The 15,518-nt window shown below is 71.5% G+C and carries 14 protein-coding genes; 2 read left to right on the forward strand and 12 right to left on the reverse strand.

All coding sequences use genetic code 11. The features are described from left to right. Positions 1–2: 2 nt before the first annotated feature. Complete coding sequence (locus ACWDXC_RS00150) at positions 3–1,511, forward strand: DHA2 family efflux MFS transporter permease subunit (RefSeq protein WP_449976395.1); 1,509 nt, start codon at positions 3–5, stop codon at positions 1,509–1,511. On the opposite strand, the gene ACWDXC_RS00155 is transcribed toward ACWDXC_RS00150, so the two are convergent. The 9 genes from ACWDXC_RS00155 to ACWDXC_RS00195 form a co-directional block, all read right to left on the reverse strand. Next, positions 1,474–2,706, reverse strand: coding sequence for an MFS transporter (locus ACWDXC_RS00155; protein ID WP_449976397.1), 1,233 nt, complete (start codon positions 2,704–2,706; stop codon positions 1,474–1,476). The genes ACWDXC_RS00150 and ACWDXC_RS00155 overlap by 38 nt on opposite strands. A 137-nt stretch (positions 2,707–2,843) precedes the next feature. Beyond that, positions 2,844–3,743 carry a serine hydrolase gene (locus ACWDXC_RS00160; RefSeq protein WP_449976399.1) on the reverse strand — a complete coding sequence of 300 codons (900 nt, stop codon included), beginning with the start codon at positions 3,741–3,743 and terminating at the stop codon, positions 2,844–2,846. 90 nt (positions 3,744–3,833) lie between these two features. Further along, complete coding sequence (locus ACWDXC_RS00165) at positions 3,834–4,706, reverse strand: alpha/beta hydrolase (RefSeq protein WP_449976401.1); 873 nt, start codon at positions 4,704–4,706, stop codon at positions 3,834–3,836. Between the two features lie 51 nt (positions 4,707–4,757). Beyond that, complete coding sequence (locus tag ACWDXC_RS00170) at positions 4,758–6,152, reverse strand: NAD(P)/FAD-dependent oxidoreductase (RefSeq protein ID WP_364180494.1); 1,395 nt, start codon at positions 6,150–6,152, stop codon at positions 4,758–4,760. 139 nt (positions 6,153–6,291) lie between these two features. Beyond that, positions 6,292–7,077 (reverse strand): ABC transporter permease, encoded by a 786-nt coding sequence (locus ACWDXC_RS00175; RefSeq protein ID WP_449976403.1) that lies wholly within the window; start codon positions 7,075–7,077, stop codon positions 6,292–6,294. Continuing rightward, positions 7,074–7,925, reverse strand: coding sequence for an ABC transporter permease (locus ACWDXC_RS00180; RefSeq protein WP_449976405.1), 852 nt, complete (start codon positions 7,923–7,925; stop codon positions 7,074–7,076). Before ACWDXC_RS00180 ends, ACWDXC_RS00175 begins: the two co-directional genes overlap by 4 nt. 4 nt (positions 7,926–7,929) lie before the next feature. Continuing rightward, the gene (locus ACWDXC_RS00185; RefSeq protein ID WP_449976407.1) at positions 7,930–9,159 is read right to left on the reverse strand and encodes an ABC transporter substrate-binding protein; all 1,230 of its coding nucleotides are present in this window, start codon (positions 9,157–9,159) and stop codon (positions 7,930–7,932) included. Positions 9,160–9,165: 6 nt separating this feature from the next. Beyond that, complete coding sequence (locus tag ACWDXC_RS00190; RefSeq protein WP_449976409.1) at positions 9,166–10,236, reverse strand: ABC transporter ATP-binding protein; 1,071 nt, start codon at positions 10,234–10,236, stop codon at positions 9,166–9,168. Between the two features lie 38 nt (positions 10,237–10,274). After that, positions 10,275–11,708 (reverse strand): gamma-aminobutyraldehyde dehydrogenase, encoded by a 1,434-nt coding sequence (locus tag ACWDXC_RS00195; RefSeq protein ID WP_449976411.1) that lies wholly within the window; start codon positions 11,706–11,708, stop codon positions 10,275–10,277. A 202-nt stretch (positions 11,709–11,910) separates the two neighbouring features. Here ACWDXC_RS00195 and ACWDXC_RS00200 point away from each other — a divergent pair, with 202 nt between their 5' ends. Then, a complete protein-coding gene (locus ACWDXC_RS00200) occupies positions 11,911–12,405 on the forward strand; it encodes an Lrp/AsnC family transcriptional regulator (protein ID WP_449976413.1) in 495 nt (164 codons plus the stop codon). On the opposite strand, the gene ACWDXC_RS00205 is transcribed toward ACWDXC_RS00200, so the two are convergent. From ACWDXC_RS00205 to speB, 3 genes are read right to left on the reverse strand one after another with little or no spacing between them, the layout of a single operon-like run. After that, on the reverse strand, positions 12,384–13,052 hold the full coding sequence (locus ACWDXC_RS00205) for a cyclase family protein (protein ID WP_364180289.1): 669 nt from the start codon (positions 13,050–13,052) through the stop codon (positions 12,384–12,386). The two genes, ACWDXC_RS00200 and ACWDXC_RS00205, sit on opposite strands and share 22 nt — an antisense overlap. After that, positions 13,049–14,557, reverse strand: coding sequence for a purine-cytosine permease family protein (locus ACWDXC_RS00210; RefSeq protein ID WP_357590394.1), 1,509 nt, complete (start codon positions 14,555–14,557; stop codon positions 13,049–13,051). The genes ACWDXC_RS00205 and ACWDXC_RS00210 overlap by 4 nt, the downstream gene beginning before the upstream one ends. Further along, positions 14,554–15,486 carry an agmatinase gene (speB, locus tag ACWDXC_RS00215; RefSeq protein WP_357590396.1) on the reverse strand — a complete coding sequence of 311 codons (933 nt, stop codon included), beginning with the start codon at positions 15,484–15,486 and terminating at the stop codon, positions 14,554–14,556. The genes ACWDXC_RS00210 and speB overlap by 4 nt, the downstream gene beginning before the upstream one ends. Between the last annotated feature and the right edge of the window lie 32 nt (positions 15,487–15,518).

A 15,518-nucleotide genomic window follows, 5' to 3' on the forward strand; every position in this document is an offset into this window, starting at 1 on the left:
GCATGACGAAGAAATGGGCCTGTCTGGCTGTCGCCTGCCTGGCCACGCTCCTGCTCTCGCTGGACATGACGGTCCTGCATCTCGCACTGCCCCGGCTGGTCGGCGACCTGGGCGCGAGCTCGACCGAGCTCCTGTGGATCGGCGACATCTACGGGTTCGCGCTGGCCGGCCTGCTCATCACGATGGGCAACCTCGGTGACCGGATCGGCCGCAAGCGGCTGCTGCTGATCGGGGCGGTGGCGTTCAGCGCGGCCTCGGCGGTCACCGCGTACGCGCCCAACCCCGAGCTGCTGATCGTGGCCAGGGCGCTGCTGGGCGTGGCCGGGGCCACGATCATGCCGTCCACGCTGTCGATCATCCGCAACGTGTTCACCGACGCCGCCGAGCGGACCACGGCCATCGGGATCTGGAGCGGCATGAGCGCCGCCGGGTTCGCGGTGGGGCCGGTGGTGGGCGGGCTGCTGCTCGACCACTTCTGGTGGGGCTCGGTCTTCCTGATCAACCTGCCGATCATGGCCGTGGTGCTGGTGTGGGGCTTCCTGGTGCTGCCGGAGTCGCGCAACCCGGACGCCGGGCGGATCGACCTGCCGAGCGTGGTGCTCTCGTTCGCCGGGGTCGTGGCGGTCATCTACGCGGTCAAGGAGGTGGCGCACCGGGGTCCCGACGCGGACGTGCTCGTCGCCGCCGCGCTGGGCCTGCTCTGCCTGGTGGTCTTCGTGTGGCGGCAGACGCGGCTGGCCGAGCCGCTGATCGACGTGCGGCTCTTCCGCAGGCGCGCGTTCACCGCGTCCATCAGCACGAACCTGCTGGCCATCTTCACGATGATGGCGATGTCGCTGATCTTCGCCTGGTACTTCCAGCTCGTGCTGGGCTGGTCGCCGCTGCAGGCGGGGCTCGCGGGGCTGCCGGGCGGCCTGAGCGGCGCCATCGGCGGCGTCCTGGCCGGCAAGCTCATCGGCGTCATCGGCAGGAACGGCGTGGTGGCGCTGGGGCTGGCGATGAACGCGCTGTCGTTCCTCTACTACAGCACGCTCGGCATGGAGGTGAACTACCTGGCCATCGCCGCCGTGATGATGCTGGGCGGGATGGGGATCGGCCTGGCGTTCACCGTCAACAACGACAACGTGCTGGCCACGGCGCCGGCGCGGCGGGCGGGGGCGGCCGCGGCGGTGTCGGAGACGTCGTTCGAGCTGGGCGGCGCGCTGGGCATCGCGATTCTCGGCACCGTGCTCAACAGCACCTACACGAGCGGGGTGCGGGTGCCCGCCGGGGTGCCGGCGGAGCAGGCCAGGGAGTCGATCGCCGGGGCGATGGCGCTGGCCGAGACGCTGCCCGCCGAGCAGGCCGGGCAGCTCGTGCTCGCGGCGCGGACGGCGTTCGTGGAGGCGGTGCACGTCACCTCGCTCGCCACGGCCGGCATGCTGGCGCTGGTGGCTCTGCTGGCGCTGGTCGGGCTGCGCGGCGTGCCGAAGGTCATCCCCGAGGAAGTGCTGGCACGCGCTCACTCGTGACGGCCGGGCGGGGCAGCAGGGAGCGGCGGCGGGCCAGGACGAGGGCCGCCGCCAGGCCGGTGATCAGCGGCGGCACGACGAAGGCGAGCGACGGGCCGAACCGGTCCACGAGCTGCCCGGCCGCCGACGAGCCGACGGCGATGCCCAGCCCGATGGCGCCGTTGAGCCAGGTGAACGCCTCGGTGCGGGCGGCGGCGGGCACCAGTCCGTCGATGATGGTGTAGCCGGTGATCACGACGGGCGCGATCACCAGCCCGGCCAGCGCCGCCGCGCCGTACAGCAGGGGCAGGGAGCCGGCGAGGACGAGGGCGCTGGTCGCGGCGGCGAGCAGGACGAGCCCGCAGCCGAGCCTGACGGTCGCGGGGACGCGCCAGCGCACGGCCCCGTACAGCAGCCCGCCGGCCAGGCTCGCGCCGGAGAACGCGCCGTAGACGGGTCCGGCGGAGGCGGCGGTGCCCAGGGCCTCGGTCAGCGAGGTGATGCCGACCTGGAGGCTGCCGAACACCGACCCCATCGCGAGGAAGGCGGTCGCCAGCAGGGCGACGCCGCGCAGGCGCAGCACCCCGGCCGCCCGCCCCGGGCCGGGCGAGGCCGCCGAGCGGGCCGAGCCCGGCGGGGCGGCGGTGCGCACGGCGGCGAACGTGAGCGTGCCGGTGACGACGAGGACGAGCGCCACGAGCAGCGCCACCGCCGGCGAGTACGACGTCGACAGGGCGACGAGGACGACCGGGGCGAGGGTGAAGGTGAGCTCGTCGGTGACGGACTCGACGGCGAAGGCGGTGTTGAGCGCCGGGCCGCTGAGCCGGTGCGCCCATCGGGCCCTGACCATCGCGCCCACCTGGGGCGCGCTCGCGCCGGTCAGCGCGGCGGCGGCGACCAGCAGCGGGACGGCGGCGTGGGCGGCGGCCAGCGCCACCAGCCCGCCGAGGGCCAGTGCGTGCGCGCCGACCTGCGGGACGAGGACCCTGGCCTGGCCGTGGCGGTCGGCGAGCCGGCCGAAGCGGGGCCCGGCGAGGGCCTGGGACACGGCGGCCGCCGCGGCGGCGACGCCCGCGGGCCCGTAGGCGCCGGTGGACCATTCCACCAGCAGCAGGACGCCGAGCTGGGTCATCGCGAACGGCAGCCGGGCCACGAGGGCGGGCAGCAGGAAGCGCCAGGCGCCGGGCGTGGCCAGCACCGGGAGGTAGCTCTTCAAAGGGGGTCTCCGTCCAGGTCAAGACGGAGCCGTCCCGGAGGAGCGCACCGTCTGGTGGGCTTCGACCGGGGTGATACCGGCAGAGGGCCGGCCGCCGAGCGGTCTATCAGGCGCGTGCGAGACGCGACGGAGTCATCCTACGCGGTCGGCCCGGCCTCGCAGGCCCGGGTCCTGCTGGGCGCGAGGGCGTCCAGGCGGTCGCCGACGAGCTTGGCCAGGCCCTCGATGGTGGCGATGCCGTGGCTCTCGCCGGGCTGGTGGTCGGTCTGGACCGACAGCAGCAGGTCGCGCCCCGGCCCGGTGACGCGGCCGTAGCTGGTGACGGCCCAGGTGTTGTGCACGAACGGCCGCGGCGTCCAGCCGTTCTTGAGCGCCACCCGGTCGCCGGGCCTGGCGGCGGCGCTGACGCCCCAGTCCTGGTCGCGGTGGACGCGGCCCATCAGCCCGAGCACGTGCTCCCGGTCGGCGGCCCGCAGTCCCCTGCCGCCTTCGGCGAGCAGTTCGAGCAGCTTGACGCGGTCGGCGGGCGTGGTGGTGGTGCCGCCCCAGTAGCGGCCCGCTCCGGGCGTCGTCTCGCGCAGGCCGAGCTTGCGGTAGAAGGCGGCCAGCCCGGGGCCGCCGCCGGCCCGCCACCACAGCGTGTCGGCGGCCTGGTTGTCGCTCTCCCTGATCATGCGCGCGGCCAGGTCGCGCTCGCTGCCGCGCAGCGGCTGCTTCCGGCGGGCCAGCAGGGCCATGAGGATGTCGACCTTGGACCCGCTGGCAGTGATCATGCCGCGTTCGTGCGCGCGGTGGCCGATCGTCACGCCGGAGACCAGGTCGAGCGCGCTGTAGGCGACGCGCCCCGGCCTGCGGTCGAGGTAGCGGGCCACCTGGCGTGTCAGCCTGGCCTTGGCCGTCCGGCCCGCCTTCGCGTCGGGCAGCGTCAGCACGCACCGGGCCGCCGGGGCGGGCAGCCGCGCCGCCACGCCCGCCGAGCCCCGCACGGGCGCCGCGGCCTCGCTCTCGCACCCCGTCACCAGCAGCAGAACCGCCACCGCGGCCCATGATCGCGCACGCACGCCCAACCCCCCGTGATCTCACCGGGGGTCAGCCGATCTCCTGCCCAGCCGCCGCGCGCGCCAACCCTAGAGGTGCTCGCGCAGGAACCCGGCCGTCGCCTCGACGGCCTGCGTCACGTACGGCTCGCGGTCGTAGAGGTCGACGTGCTGCTTGGCGTCGATCCAGACGAGCCGCTTGGGCTCGTCGAGCCGCTTGTACGCCTCCTCGGCGCCCTCCGGCGAGCATAACCGGTCCACGACGCCGTGCACGATCAGTGCCGGGCGGGGCGGCAGGAAGTCGGCGCCCATCATGTTGTCCATCGTGACCAGCTCGCGGACGCTCGCCCGGGTGACCCGGTTCTCCCAGTGGGGGGACGCGGAGCGGTCGGTCCCGTAGTAGGCGTACGGCTCGTCGCCGGGCATGGCGGCCTCGCCCTCCTCGGCCACCGCGGGCAGGTAGGCGACCGGCCCGCCCTGGTCCTGGCGCTCCAGCACCTCGGCGAACGAGGTCAGCACCGCCGCGTAGTCCATGCCCGACCGCATCGCGTACGGGTTGTTGTAGGCCCCGGCGATGCCCGCGAACGCCTTGACCCGGGGGTCGAAGGCGGCGAACTTGAGCGCGTAGCCGCCGCCCAGGCAGATGCCCACGGCCCCGATCCGGCCGGCGTCGGCCTCGGGCCGGGCGCGCAGGAACGACACCGCCGCGCGCAGGTCGTGCAGCTTGCCCTGGGGGTCCTCGTGGCAGCGCGGCTCGCCGCCCGACTCGCCCCAGTTGCGATGGTCGAAGGCGAGCGTGACGAAGCCCTCGGCGGTCAGGCGCTCGGCGTAGAGCCCGGTGACCTGGTCACGCACGCCCGTGAAGGGGCCGGTGAACACGAGGGCGGGGTGCGGCCCCGGCCCGCCGGGCACCCGCAGGTCTCCCACCAGCACGACGCCGTCGACGGCGAACTCGACTCTCATGCTCCCAGTGTGACGCGGAACGCCCGCGGCGCGGGGCCGCGGGCGTCGCGATCAGGAGTCGAAGCCGAGCCCCATCCGGTCCAGGGTGCGCAGCCACAGGTTGCGCCTGCCCTGGTGCTGGTCGGCCTGGGCGATGGACCAGCGGGTGAACTGGATCACCCCCGACCGCACCGGCTCGGGAGGAAACGGGACGGGCTTCTCCTTGACCATGCGCAGCTCGGTCCGCTCGGTCCGCTCGCCGGAGAGCAGGTCGAGCATGACGTTGGCGCCGAAACGGGTGGCGCCGACGCCCATGCCGGTGTAGCCGGTGGCGTAGGCGAGCCTGCCGCCGTGCGCCTGCCCGTAGAAGGCGCTGAACCGGCTGCATGTGTCGATCACGCCGCCCCACCGGTGGGTGAAGCGCACCTCGTCGAGCTGCGGGAACGTGGTGTAGAAGTGCCCGGCGAGCTTGACGAACGTCTCGTCGCGCTGGTCGTACTCGGCCTTGACCTGGCCGCCGTTGTAGTAGACGGCGTCGTAGCCGCCCCACAGGATGCGGTTGTCGTCGGTCAGCCGGTAGTAGTGGAACTGGTTGGCCGAGTCGCCGACGCCCTGCCGGTTGCGCCAGCCGATCTCGGCGAGCTGGGCGTCGCTGAGCGGCTCGGTCATCAGCGCGTAGTCGTACACCGGCACCACGAAGTGCTTGAGCCGGCGCAGCAGCGGCGGGAAGACGCCGGTGCCGAGCGCCACCCGGCGGCCGGACACGGCGCCCCGGGGGGTGCGCAGCTCGATCGTGACGCCGTCGTCGTGCATCGAGCGGACCGGGCTGCGCTCGTACACCCGCACGCCGAGGCGCACGCACGCGTCGCGCAGTCCCCAGGCGAGCCGGGCCGGGTCGAGCATGGCGCAGCCGCTGCGCTCCCACAGCCCGCCCAGGTAGGTGGGCGAGTTGACCTCGGCCCGGACCTGGTCCTGGTCGAGGGGCACGTAGTCGAGGCCGAGCCGGTCGATGACGTCGAGGTTCTCCTGGAGAGCGTCGAGCTGCCACGGCTCGGTGGCGACGTTGAGCTCTCCGGTGCGTTCGAAGGAGCAGTCGACGCCGTAGCGCTCCAGCGTCCGCTCGATCTCGTCGAGGTTGTCGGCGCCCATGCGCTCCAGCCGGTCGATCTCGTCCGGCCAGCGCTCCAGCCCGTTGGACAGGCCGTGGGTGAGGGTCGCCATGCAGAACCCGCCGTTGCGGCCGGATGCCGCCCAGCCGATGCGGCGGCCCTCCAGCAGGACGACGTCCTGGCCGGGGTCGCGTTCCTTGGCCATCAGGGCTGTCCACAGCCCCGAGAAGCCTCCGCCGACGACGACCAGGTCGGCGGTGGTGTTGCTGTCGAGCCGCGGTCGCGGCTCGGGTCTGGCCGGGCTGTCCAGCCAGTACGGCTTGCGCTCCGCGTCAGCCAGCGCCTTCAGCGGATCCACAAATCCCACTTCCCTTACGGTGTCTTATTTTGTGAAATTGCGGGACCAAATTGGTGATCACGCGCGGGTTCCCCCCGCCGGAATCCGATCTCGCCTCCCTGTTCTGGGTCGGAAACTGCTCGTGGCCGAGAAGTACGTGTCACATCCGGCGGCGGGCGGCGACCGCGTTGACGATCGCGATCAGCACGCCGATGCCGAAGATCAGCGTACCCATCACGTTCACCTGCGGGGGAATGCCCGTCTTCACCGACCCGATGATCCACAGCGGGAACGTCGGGGTGGAGCCGTTGACGAAGCTCGTGACGACATAGTCGTCGATGGACAGCGCGAACGCCAGCATCGCCCCGGCCAGCACGCCGGGCATGATCGACGGCAGCGTGACCTGCCGGAACGTGCCCCACGCGGACGCGCCGAGGTCCTTGGCCGCCTCCTCCAGCGCCGGGTCCAGCGTGACGACCCTGGCCCGGACCGTCACGGTCACGAACGACAGCGAGAACAGCACGTGCGCGATCGTGATCGTGATCCCGTCGCGCCAGACGCCGGCCGAGACGAACAGCGACAGCAGCGACGCGCCCATGACCAGCTCGGGCGTGGAGATCGCGGCGAACACCAGGAAGTTCGTCGCGCCCCGGCCGCGGAAGCGGTGCCTGCCGAGCGCCAGCCCCAGCGTCGTGCCGAGCACCACGGTGATGACGGTGCTGGCCAGCGCGACCTTCAGCGAGTTCGCGAGCGCCTCGGTCAGGCCCTCGATCGCGAACAGCTCCTCGTACCAGCGCAGCGTGAAGCCCTGCCAGCTCGCGTTGGACTTGCTCTGCTTGTCGTTGAAGCCGAACAGCACCATGACCGCGATCGGCGCCGACAGCCAGGCGATGATGAGCCAGGTGTAGGCGTGCAGCAGCCGATCGCCCAGCCTGCCGCCCCTCATCGGGCCGCCGCCTCGAGGACGTTCTCGGTGCCCAGCACCCTGGCGTACGCGAAGATGCCCACCAGCAGCACCGCCATCAGCGTGAACGACAGCGCCGAGGCCGTCGGGTAGTCGTTGTTGACCAGGTACTCGGTCTGGATGATGTTGCCGATCATGGTGTTGCCGGTGCCGCCGAGCACCTGCGCGTTGACCGGGTCGGCCGTCGCCGGCACGAACGTCATCAGCACCCCGGCGAACACGCCCGGCAGCGACAGCGGCAGCACCACCTTGCGGAAGGCCGCCCCGCGCGTCGCGTACAGGTCCTGGGCCGCCTCCACCACGCGCGGGTCGACCCGCTCCAGCGCCACGTAGATGGGCAGGATCATGAACGGCAGCCAGTTGTACGTCAGCCCCGCCACCACCGCGAACGCCGTGGCGAGCACGTGGAAGCCGGCCGGCAGCAGCCCCCACGACTTCAGCGTGCCGAGCAGGATGCCGTCGTCGGCCAGCAGGAAGCCCCACGAGATCGTGCGCAGCACGAACGAGACGAAGAACGGCAGCAGCAGCAGGAACAGGTAGACCGACTTGCGGCTGCCGCCCTTGAACGCGATCCAGTACGCCACCGGGTAGCCGATGACCAGCATCGCCACCGTGGCGCACGCCCCGTACCCGAGGGAGCGGACGAGCTGGGTGCTGTAGCCGCCGATGGCGTCGCCGTAGTTGGAGACGCTGAACGTCATGACGAAGCCGTCGATCACGTTGCCGGTCTGCAGCGACACCGACGCCATCGCGGCCAGCGGCACCACCAGGAAGATCGCCAGCCACATCCAGCCCGGCAGCGCGAGCAGGTAGGGGGTGAGACGTCGCATCGGCCTAGGCCTGGGTGATCGACTGGAAGATCGGGTTGAACACCTGCTCCTGCGCCGTGGTCAGCTTGGTGTAGTTGCGCAGCTTGGCGTAGTCGGCCTCGGTGGGGAACATCAGCGGGCTGTCGGCCATGTCGAGCAGCGCCTGCTTGTCCTCGCCCGAGGCGGTCTCAGCCTTCTTGCGCAGCAGGTCCTGCACGGCGGGCACCGGCGTGACGAACTGGATGAACTCATCCAGCTCGGCGGCGATCTCCGGCTTGTAGAAGTAGTCCATCAGCGTCATGGCGTCGACGGGGTTGGCGGCGTTCTTGGGGATGAGCATGTTGTCGGTCCAGATCGTGCCGCCCTCCTCGGGCACGTAGAACTTGACCGGCTCACCCGCGAGCTGCCGCTGGAACACGTCGCCCGACCAGGCCATGGTCAGCCACACGTCGCCCCTGGAGACGGCGTCGATGTAGTTCTGGTCGTAGTACTTGCGCACGATCCCGGCCTCGCGCTGCGCCTTGAGCTTCTCGCCGGCCCGCTTCCAGTCGTCCTCGGTGGACTTCTCCGGGTCGACGCCGAGGGCGATCATGCCGAAGTTGCCGATCTCCTGGGCGTCGGCCATCATGCCGACCCGGCCCTCGTACTTGGCGTCGAAGAGCGCCTCGATACTGGTCAGCTCGTCCTTGACGTACTTGGTGTTGTACGCGATCCCGGTCACGCCGGAGGCGTAGGGCATCGTGTAGACGTTGCCGGGGTCGTAGGAGCGCTCCTTGTACTTGGCGCCCGCGTTGGCCTGGAAGTTCGGCATCCTGCTCTGGTCGAGCGCCACCGCGTAGCCGAGCTCGATCATGTGCTGGAGCTGGATGCCGTTGGTCATCACGACGATGTCGTAGCCCAGCGACTGGCCCGCCCGCAGCACCGGGTCGGCCTTGCCGAAGAACTCCGCGTTCTCGTTGATGTCCTCTTTGTACTCGTAGGAGATCCCGGTCTCCTGCTGGAACTTCTTCAGCGGCCCGTGGTCCTCGGGCATGTACTCGGGCCAGTTGGCGAAGACGACCTTGCCGTTCTGCTTCTGCTTGGCCCAGAAGTCCTTGACGGCGTCGGGCTTGGGGGGCGCGGCCTTCTGGCCCTGAACGCCGCAGGCGGCCAGCGCGAGCCCGGCGGCGGACAGGCCGGCCAGCCTGAACGCGTCGCGGCGGGTGCGGGGCTGGGTCATCCCTCTGACGAGGGCGGGGGTGTGCAGGCGGTCCATGATGTGCTATCGACTCTCCATCACGTAGGAGTGGCGCGCCTGCCACGACAGCCACACGGAGTCGCCCCGCTCCGCGGTGGTGGTCGCGTCCTGCGCGTTCTGCTGGAACACCGTGATCTCGGCCCCGTCGGCGAGGGTCACGGCATAGCTGGTGTAGGTGCCCAGGTAGACGACCTCCGCCACGGTGCCCGGCAGCGCGCTCAGCTCGCCGTCGGGCTTGTCCGCGGAGATGCGGATCTTCTCGGGCCGGATCGTCACCGACACCTCGCCGTCGTGGCCGGGCACCAGCACCCGGCCGCCGCCGGTCTCCAGCACGCCGCCGGCCGCGGTGCCGGACAGCAGGTTGGAGGTGCCGATGAAGCCCGCCACGAAGGTGCTGGCGGGCCGCTCGTAGATCTCGCGCGGCCCGGCGAGCTGCTCGACGCGGCCGTCGTTCATGACCGCGATGCGGTCGCTCATGGTCAGCGCCTCGCTCTGGTCGTGCGTCACGTACACGAACGTGATGCCGACCTCGCGCTGGATGCGCTTGAGCTCCAGTTGCATCGCCTGGCGGAGCTTGAGGTCGAGCGCGCCGAGCGGCTCGTCGAGCAGCAGCGCGCGCGGCCGGTTGACCAGCGCCCGGGCCAGCGCGACCCGCTGCTGCTGCCCGCCGGACAGCTCGCGCGGACGGCGCTTCTCCCGGCCGCCGAGGTCGACGATCTCCAGCATCTCGCCGACCCGCCGCCGGACCTCCTCCTGCGCCGTCTTCTTCTGCTTCAGCCCGAAGGCCACGTTGTCCCACACGCTCATGTGCGGGAACAGCGCGTAGGACTGGAAGACCATGTTCACGTCACGCCGGTTCGGCGGGACGTTCGTGACGTCCTGGCCGTGCAGCCGGACCACGCCCTTGGAGGGCTCCTCGAAGCCCGCGATCATGCGCATCGTCGTGGTCTTGCCGCACCCGGACGGGCCGAGGAGGGAGAAGAACTCCCCCTCGGCGATGTCCAGCGTCACGCCCTTGACCGCCTGGACGACCTCGCCATGTGAGAGGTATTCCTTGACGACCCCCTCAAGCTCGATCGCACTCCGCTCGATCAAACCTTGCTCGGCCATATCCAGGTTTCGTCCCTTGTACGTTATTCGCCGATGTAGTGCATGACGTGCTTGACCCTCGTGTAGTCGTGCAGGCCGAACACCGAGAGGTCCTTGCCGTAGCCGGAGTGCTTGAAGCCGCCGTGCGGCATCTCCGAGACGAACGGGATGTGCGTGTTGACCCACACGACGCCGAAGTCGAGCCGGTTCGACATCCGCATGGCCCGGCCGTGGTCGGAGGTCCACACCGAGCTGCTCAGCCCGTAGCGGACGTCGTTGGCCTTGGCCAGGGCGTCGGCCTCGTCGGTGAACGTCTGGACGGTGATGACGGGGCCGAAGACCTCGTTCTGCACCATCTCGTCGTCCTGCTTGAGGCCGTCGATGACGGTCGGGGCGAAGAAGTAGCCCTTCTCGCCCACGCGGTGACCGCCGGTGACCACCTTGGCGTGCGCGGGGGCGCGCTCGACGAAGCCCTGCACGCGGGCGAGCTGCTGCTCGTTGTTGAGCGGGCCGTACAGCGCGTCCTCGTTGGACAGGTCGCCGGTCACGGTCGCGGCGGCGGCCTCGGCGAGCGCGGCGACGAACTCGTCGTGGACGCTCTCCTGAACGAGCACGCGGCAGGCGGCGGTGCAGTCCTGGCCGGCGTTGTAGAGGCCGGCGACGGCGATGTCGGCGGCGGCCTTGCGCAGGTCCTTGACGTCGTCGAAGACCACGACGGGCGCCTTGCCGCCGAGCTCCAGGTGGACGCGCTTGAGGTCGTCGGCGGCGCTCCTGGCCACCGACATGCCGGCGCCGACGGAGCCGGTGATGGCGACCATGGCGGCGGTCGGGTGGCCGACGACCAGGGCGCCGGTCTCGCGGTCGCCGGTGACGACGTTGAACACGCCCGCGGGCAGCACGCTGCCCAGGATCTCGGCCAGCTTCAGCGTGGAGGCCGGGGTGGTGTCGGACGGCTTGAGCACGATCGTGTTGCCGGCCGCCAGCGCGGGGGCGATCTTCCAGACCGCCATCATCATCGGGTAGTTCCAGGGCGTGACCTGGCCGATGACGCCGATCGGCTCGTGCCTGATGACGCTGGTGTGCTCGGCCAGGAACTCCCCGGCCGTCGGGCCCTCCAGGGTGCGGGCGGCGCCGGCGAAGAAGCGGAAGTGGTCGGCGGCGACCGGGGTCTCGTCCTCGGCCATGCGGGCGCGCGGCTTGCCGGTGTTGAGGCACTCGGCCTCGTTGATCTCGTCGGCCCGCGCCTCGATCGCGTCAGCGACCTTGAGCAGCAGGTTCGCCCGCTCCCCCGGGGTCGTCCGCCCCCACGACTCGAACGCGGCTGCCGCGGCGGCGTACGCCGCGTCGACGTCCTCGGCGCCGGAGATCGGGGCCTGGAGGTAGGCCTCCCCGGTGCACGGGTCGACGACGTCGGAGAAACGGCCGCTCTTGGCGTCCACGAACTCACCGTTGACGTAGTTCTGCAGACGGGTGGTCAAGGTGATGACCTCCTGGTGGGGTGGCTGAGATGCCGCGACTCTTACAGAGCACTTGCATCAGGACAAGGGATTTCGTGGTGAAGATATCAAATTGCTACGAATTCGCTTGACAGAGCGCCGAGAACTGACAACATGTCGCACCAGGACGGCAACCCGGCGGGAACGCCCCCGTAACGCCGGACCGCTAGGAGGATTCCTCGCCATGACGACGCCGCCTCGGGTGCGCCGCGGCTCCGGCGCCTCGCCGGGTCCGGTCGTTCTCGACGACCTGGCCAAGCAGATCATCGAGCAGCTCCAGGCGGACGGCCGCAAACCCTACGCCGCGATCGGCAAGGCGGTCGGCCTGTCCGAGGCGGCCGTGCGGCAGCGGGTCCAGCGCCTCCAGGAGGCCGGGGTCATGCAGATCGTCGCGGTGACCGACCCGCTGACGCTCGGCTTCCCCCGCCAGGCCATGATCGGCGTCACCTGCGAGGGCGACCTGGAGGCCGTGGCCGACGAGCTGTCGGCGATCGCGGAGATCGACTACGTGGTGCTCACGGCGGGCTCCTTCGACGTCATCGTGGAAGTGGTGTGCGAGGGCGACAGCCACCTGCTGGAGATCCTGAGCAAGATCCGCGCCATCCCGGCGGTGCGCGCCACCGAGTCGTTCGTCTACCTGAAGCTGCGCAAGCAGACCTACTCCTGGGGCACGCGCTGACCCAGGCGGGCCACCGCCCGCACCGGCGCCCCGTCGGCGCCGTCGAGCCGGATCGGCATCAGCCACACCTCGACGGCCAGGCCCGCCGCCTGCGCCTCCAGCAGCCGGTCGAGCCCGGTGAGGTTCTCGGCGATCACCGCGTGGGCGCCGCACAGCACCCGGTGCGCCGGGAAGTCCGCCGCCGGCGTCGGGTCGACGCTCAGCGCGTCGATCCCCACCGTCCGCGTCCCCGCCGCGACCAGCAGCTCCGCCGCCTCCTCCGTCAGGTACGGGTGCGCCTGGTACGCCTCGCTCCCCCAGTGGGCCGACCAGCCGGTCGCCACCAGCACGATCGGCGCCCCGGCAGGCACGGCCCCCAGGCGCTCCGGCGTGATGGCGGCCCGCGGTCCCAGCCCGCGCGCGTCCACCACCACGGCGGGCCCGGCGAACCGGTCCAGCGGCAGGGCGTCGAGCCGGGGCAGCGTGTCGTCGACGTGATAGGGCGCGTCGACGTGCGTGCCCGACTGCGAGCCCAGGTGCAGCCGCAGCACGTTGACGCCGTCGCGGCCGGTGGTCAGCGCGGGCTCGACGCTCACCTCGGGGTCGCCCGGGTAGACCGGCATCCCGGTGGCCAGCGGCACCGACAGGTCGACGAGCTCGCCGCTCACGCCGCCGCCTCGGCCCCGGCGATCGGCGGCACCGGGGTGTCGGCCGAGCGCACCAGGCGCGGCCCGTCGGGGCCGTAGACCTCGCGCGGCTCGGGGAAGACGGCCAGCAGCGCCAGGTAGAGCACCGCCGCCGTGCCCAGGCCGACCGGCAGCGAGATGTCGATCCCGCCCGCCAGCCCGCCGAGCGGCCCGACGAACTGGCCGGGCAGGTTGACGAACGCCAGCGCCAGCGCCGCCGAGACGAGCCAGGCGGCCAGCCCCCGCGCGTTCCAGCCGTGGGCGAACCAGTAGCGGCCGCCTGTCTGTCTCCGGTTGAACACCTGCAACGCCTCCGGGTCGTACCAGCCCCGGCGGGTCACGTACCCCAGCATCATGATCACCATCCACGGCGCGGTGCAGGTGATGATGAGGGTGGCGAACGTGGAGATGCTCTGCGTGAGGTTGGCCGCGAAGCGGCCGACGAAGATGAACACGATCGACAGCGTCCCGATGAACACCGTCGCCCGCACCCGCGAGAAGCGCGGGAAGACGCTCGAGAAGTCCAGCCCGGTGCCGTAGAGGGACGTGGTGCCGGTGGACATGCCGCCGATCAGCGCGATGAGGCAGACGGGCACGAAGTACCAGGCGGGCGCGATGGCCAGCAGCCCGCCGACGTAGTTGGGCGCGGCCGGGTCCATGTACTCGGCGGCCTTGGCGGCGATGATCGACGCGGTGGCCAGGCCGAAGAAGAACGGCAGGATGGTGGCGATCTGCGACAGGAACGCGGCGGCCATCACCTTCGAGCGCGGCGTCGAGGCCGGGATGTAGCGGGACCAGTCGCCCAGGAACGCGCCGAACGACACGGGGTTCGACAGCACGATGAGCGCCGCCCCGATGAACGACGGCCAGAACAATGGGTCACCGGCGGCCAGCGTCCCCGGGTAGGACGGGTCGAAGTCGCCGGCGAACGCGACCGCGCCCAGCACGAACAGCAGCGACGCCGCCGCCACCGCGATCTTGTTGACGAACAGCATGAAGCGGAACCCGTACACGCACACCACCAGCACGAGCCCGGCGAACAGCGCGTACGCGACGCCGTAGGTGACGTCGGTGTCGGGCAGCCCCACCAGCCGGTGCGCGCCGCCGACGAGCGCGTCGCCGGAGGACCACACGGAGATGGAGAAGAACGCGATCGCCGTCAGCAGCGACAGGAACGAGCCGACGATCCGGCCGTGCACGCCCAGGTGCGCCGAGGACGACACCGCGTTGTTGGTCCCGTTCAGCGGCCCGAACAGCGACAGCGGCGCCAGGATGAGCGCCCCGACGGCCAGCCCGAGCACGGTCGCGGCCAGCCCCTGCCAGAACGACAGCCCGAACAGGATGGGGAAGGCGCCCAGCACGCAGGTGGCGAAGGTGTTCGCGCCGCCGAACGCGACCCGGAACAGGTCGACCGGCCGGGCGGTGCGCTCGGCGTCGGGGATGCGCTCGACGCCGTACGTCTCGATCTCGGTGATGCTCGTGCTCATGGCTTCTCCCGCAGGGCGAGCAGGCTGACCAGGTCGTAGGCGACGTGGGAGGCGGCGACGGAGGTGATCTCGGCGTGGTCGTAGGCGGGGGCCACCTCGACCACGTCCGCGCCGACGAGGTTCGTCCCGGCCAGGCCGCGCAGGATCTCCAGCAGCTCGCGGCTGGTCAGGCCGCCCGCCTCCGGGGTGCCGGTGCCGGGGGCGTGCGCCGGGTCGAGCACGTCGATGTCGACCGACACGTACAGCGGCCGGTCGCCGATCCGCTGCCGCAGCGCGTCGATCACCTCGTCGAGGCCGCGCCGCAGCACGTCGGCGGCGGTGAGGATGCCGAAGCCGAGCCGCCGGTCCTCCTCCAGGTCCTTCTTGCCGTAGAGGGGGCCGCGGATGCCGACGTGGCTGAGCGCCTCGGTGTCGACGATGCCCTCCTCGACGGCCCGCCGGAACGGGGTGCCGTGCGTGTACTCGGCGCCGAAGTAGGTGTCCCACGTGTCGAGGTGGGCGTCGAAGTGCAGCAGCGCCACCGGCCCGTGCTTCCTGGCGGCCGAGCGCAGCAGCGGCAGCGCGATCGTGTGGTCGCCGCCGATCGTCACCAGCCGGGCGTCCAGCGCGTCGGCGGCGGCCTCGATGCTCTCGATGGCCTCGCCGATGTGGAACGGGTTGGCCGCGATGTCGCCGGCGTCGGCCACCTGGACCCGCTCGAACGGGGAGACGTCCAGGCCGGGGTGGTAGGGCCGCAGCAGCCGCGACGCCTCGCGCACGGCCGACGGGCCGAACCGGGCGCCGGGCCGGTAGGAGACGCCGCTGTCGAACGGCACTCCGACCACGGCCACGTCGGCGCGGCCCACCTCGTCGAGGCGGGGCAGACGGGCGAAGGTGGCGGGTCCGGCGAAACGCGGGACCCGGGCGGAGTCGACGGGGCCTGTGTGCATGCACGCAGTCAACGTCACGCCGCTGACCTGCG

The sequence above is a fragment of the Nonomuraea sp. NPDC003214 genome, assembly GCF_053590035.1.

What these genes read in the sequence shown, in the direction of transcription:
- ACWDXC_RS00150 (WP_449976395.1), top strand. Translation starts at nt 3, where the DNA reads ATGACGAAGAAATGGGCCTGTCTGGCTGTCGCCTGCCTGGCCACGCTC.
- ACWDXC_RS00165 (WP_449976401.1), bottom strand. Translation starts at nt 4,706, where the DNA reads ATGAGAGTCGAGTTCGCCGTCGACGGCGTCGTGCTGGTGGGAGACCTG.
- ACWDXC_RS00175 (WP_449976403.1), bottom strand. Translation starts at nt 7,077, where the DNA reads ATGAGGGGCGGCAGGCTGGGCGATCGGCTGCTGCACGCCTACACCTGG.
- ACWDXC_RS00180 (WP_449976405.1), bottom strand. Translation starts at nt 7,925, where the DNA reads ATGCGACGTCTCACCCCCTACCTGCTCGCGCTGCCGGGCTGGATGTGG.
- ACWDXC_RS00185 (WP_449976407.1), bottom strand. Translation starts at nt 9,159, where the DNA reads ATGGACCGCCTGCACACCCCCGCCCTCGTCAGAGGGATGACCCAGCCC.
- ACWDXC_RS00200 (WP_449976413.1), top strand. Translation starts at nt 11,911, where the DNA reads ATGACGACGCCGCCTCGGGTGCGCCGCGGCTCCGGCGCCTCGCCGGGT.
- ACWDXC_RS00210 (WP_357590394.1), bottom strand. Translation starts at nt 14,557, where the DNA reads ATGAGCACGAGCATCACCGAGATCGAGACGTACGGCGTCGAGCGCATC.
- speB (WP_357590396.1), bottom strand. Translation starts at nt 15,486, where the DNA reads ATGCACACAGGCCCCGTCGACTCCGCCCGGGTCCCGCGTTTCGCCGGA.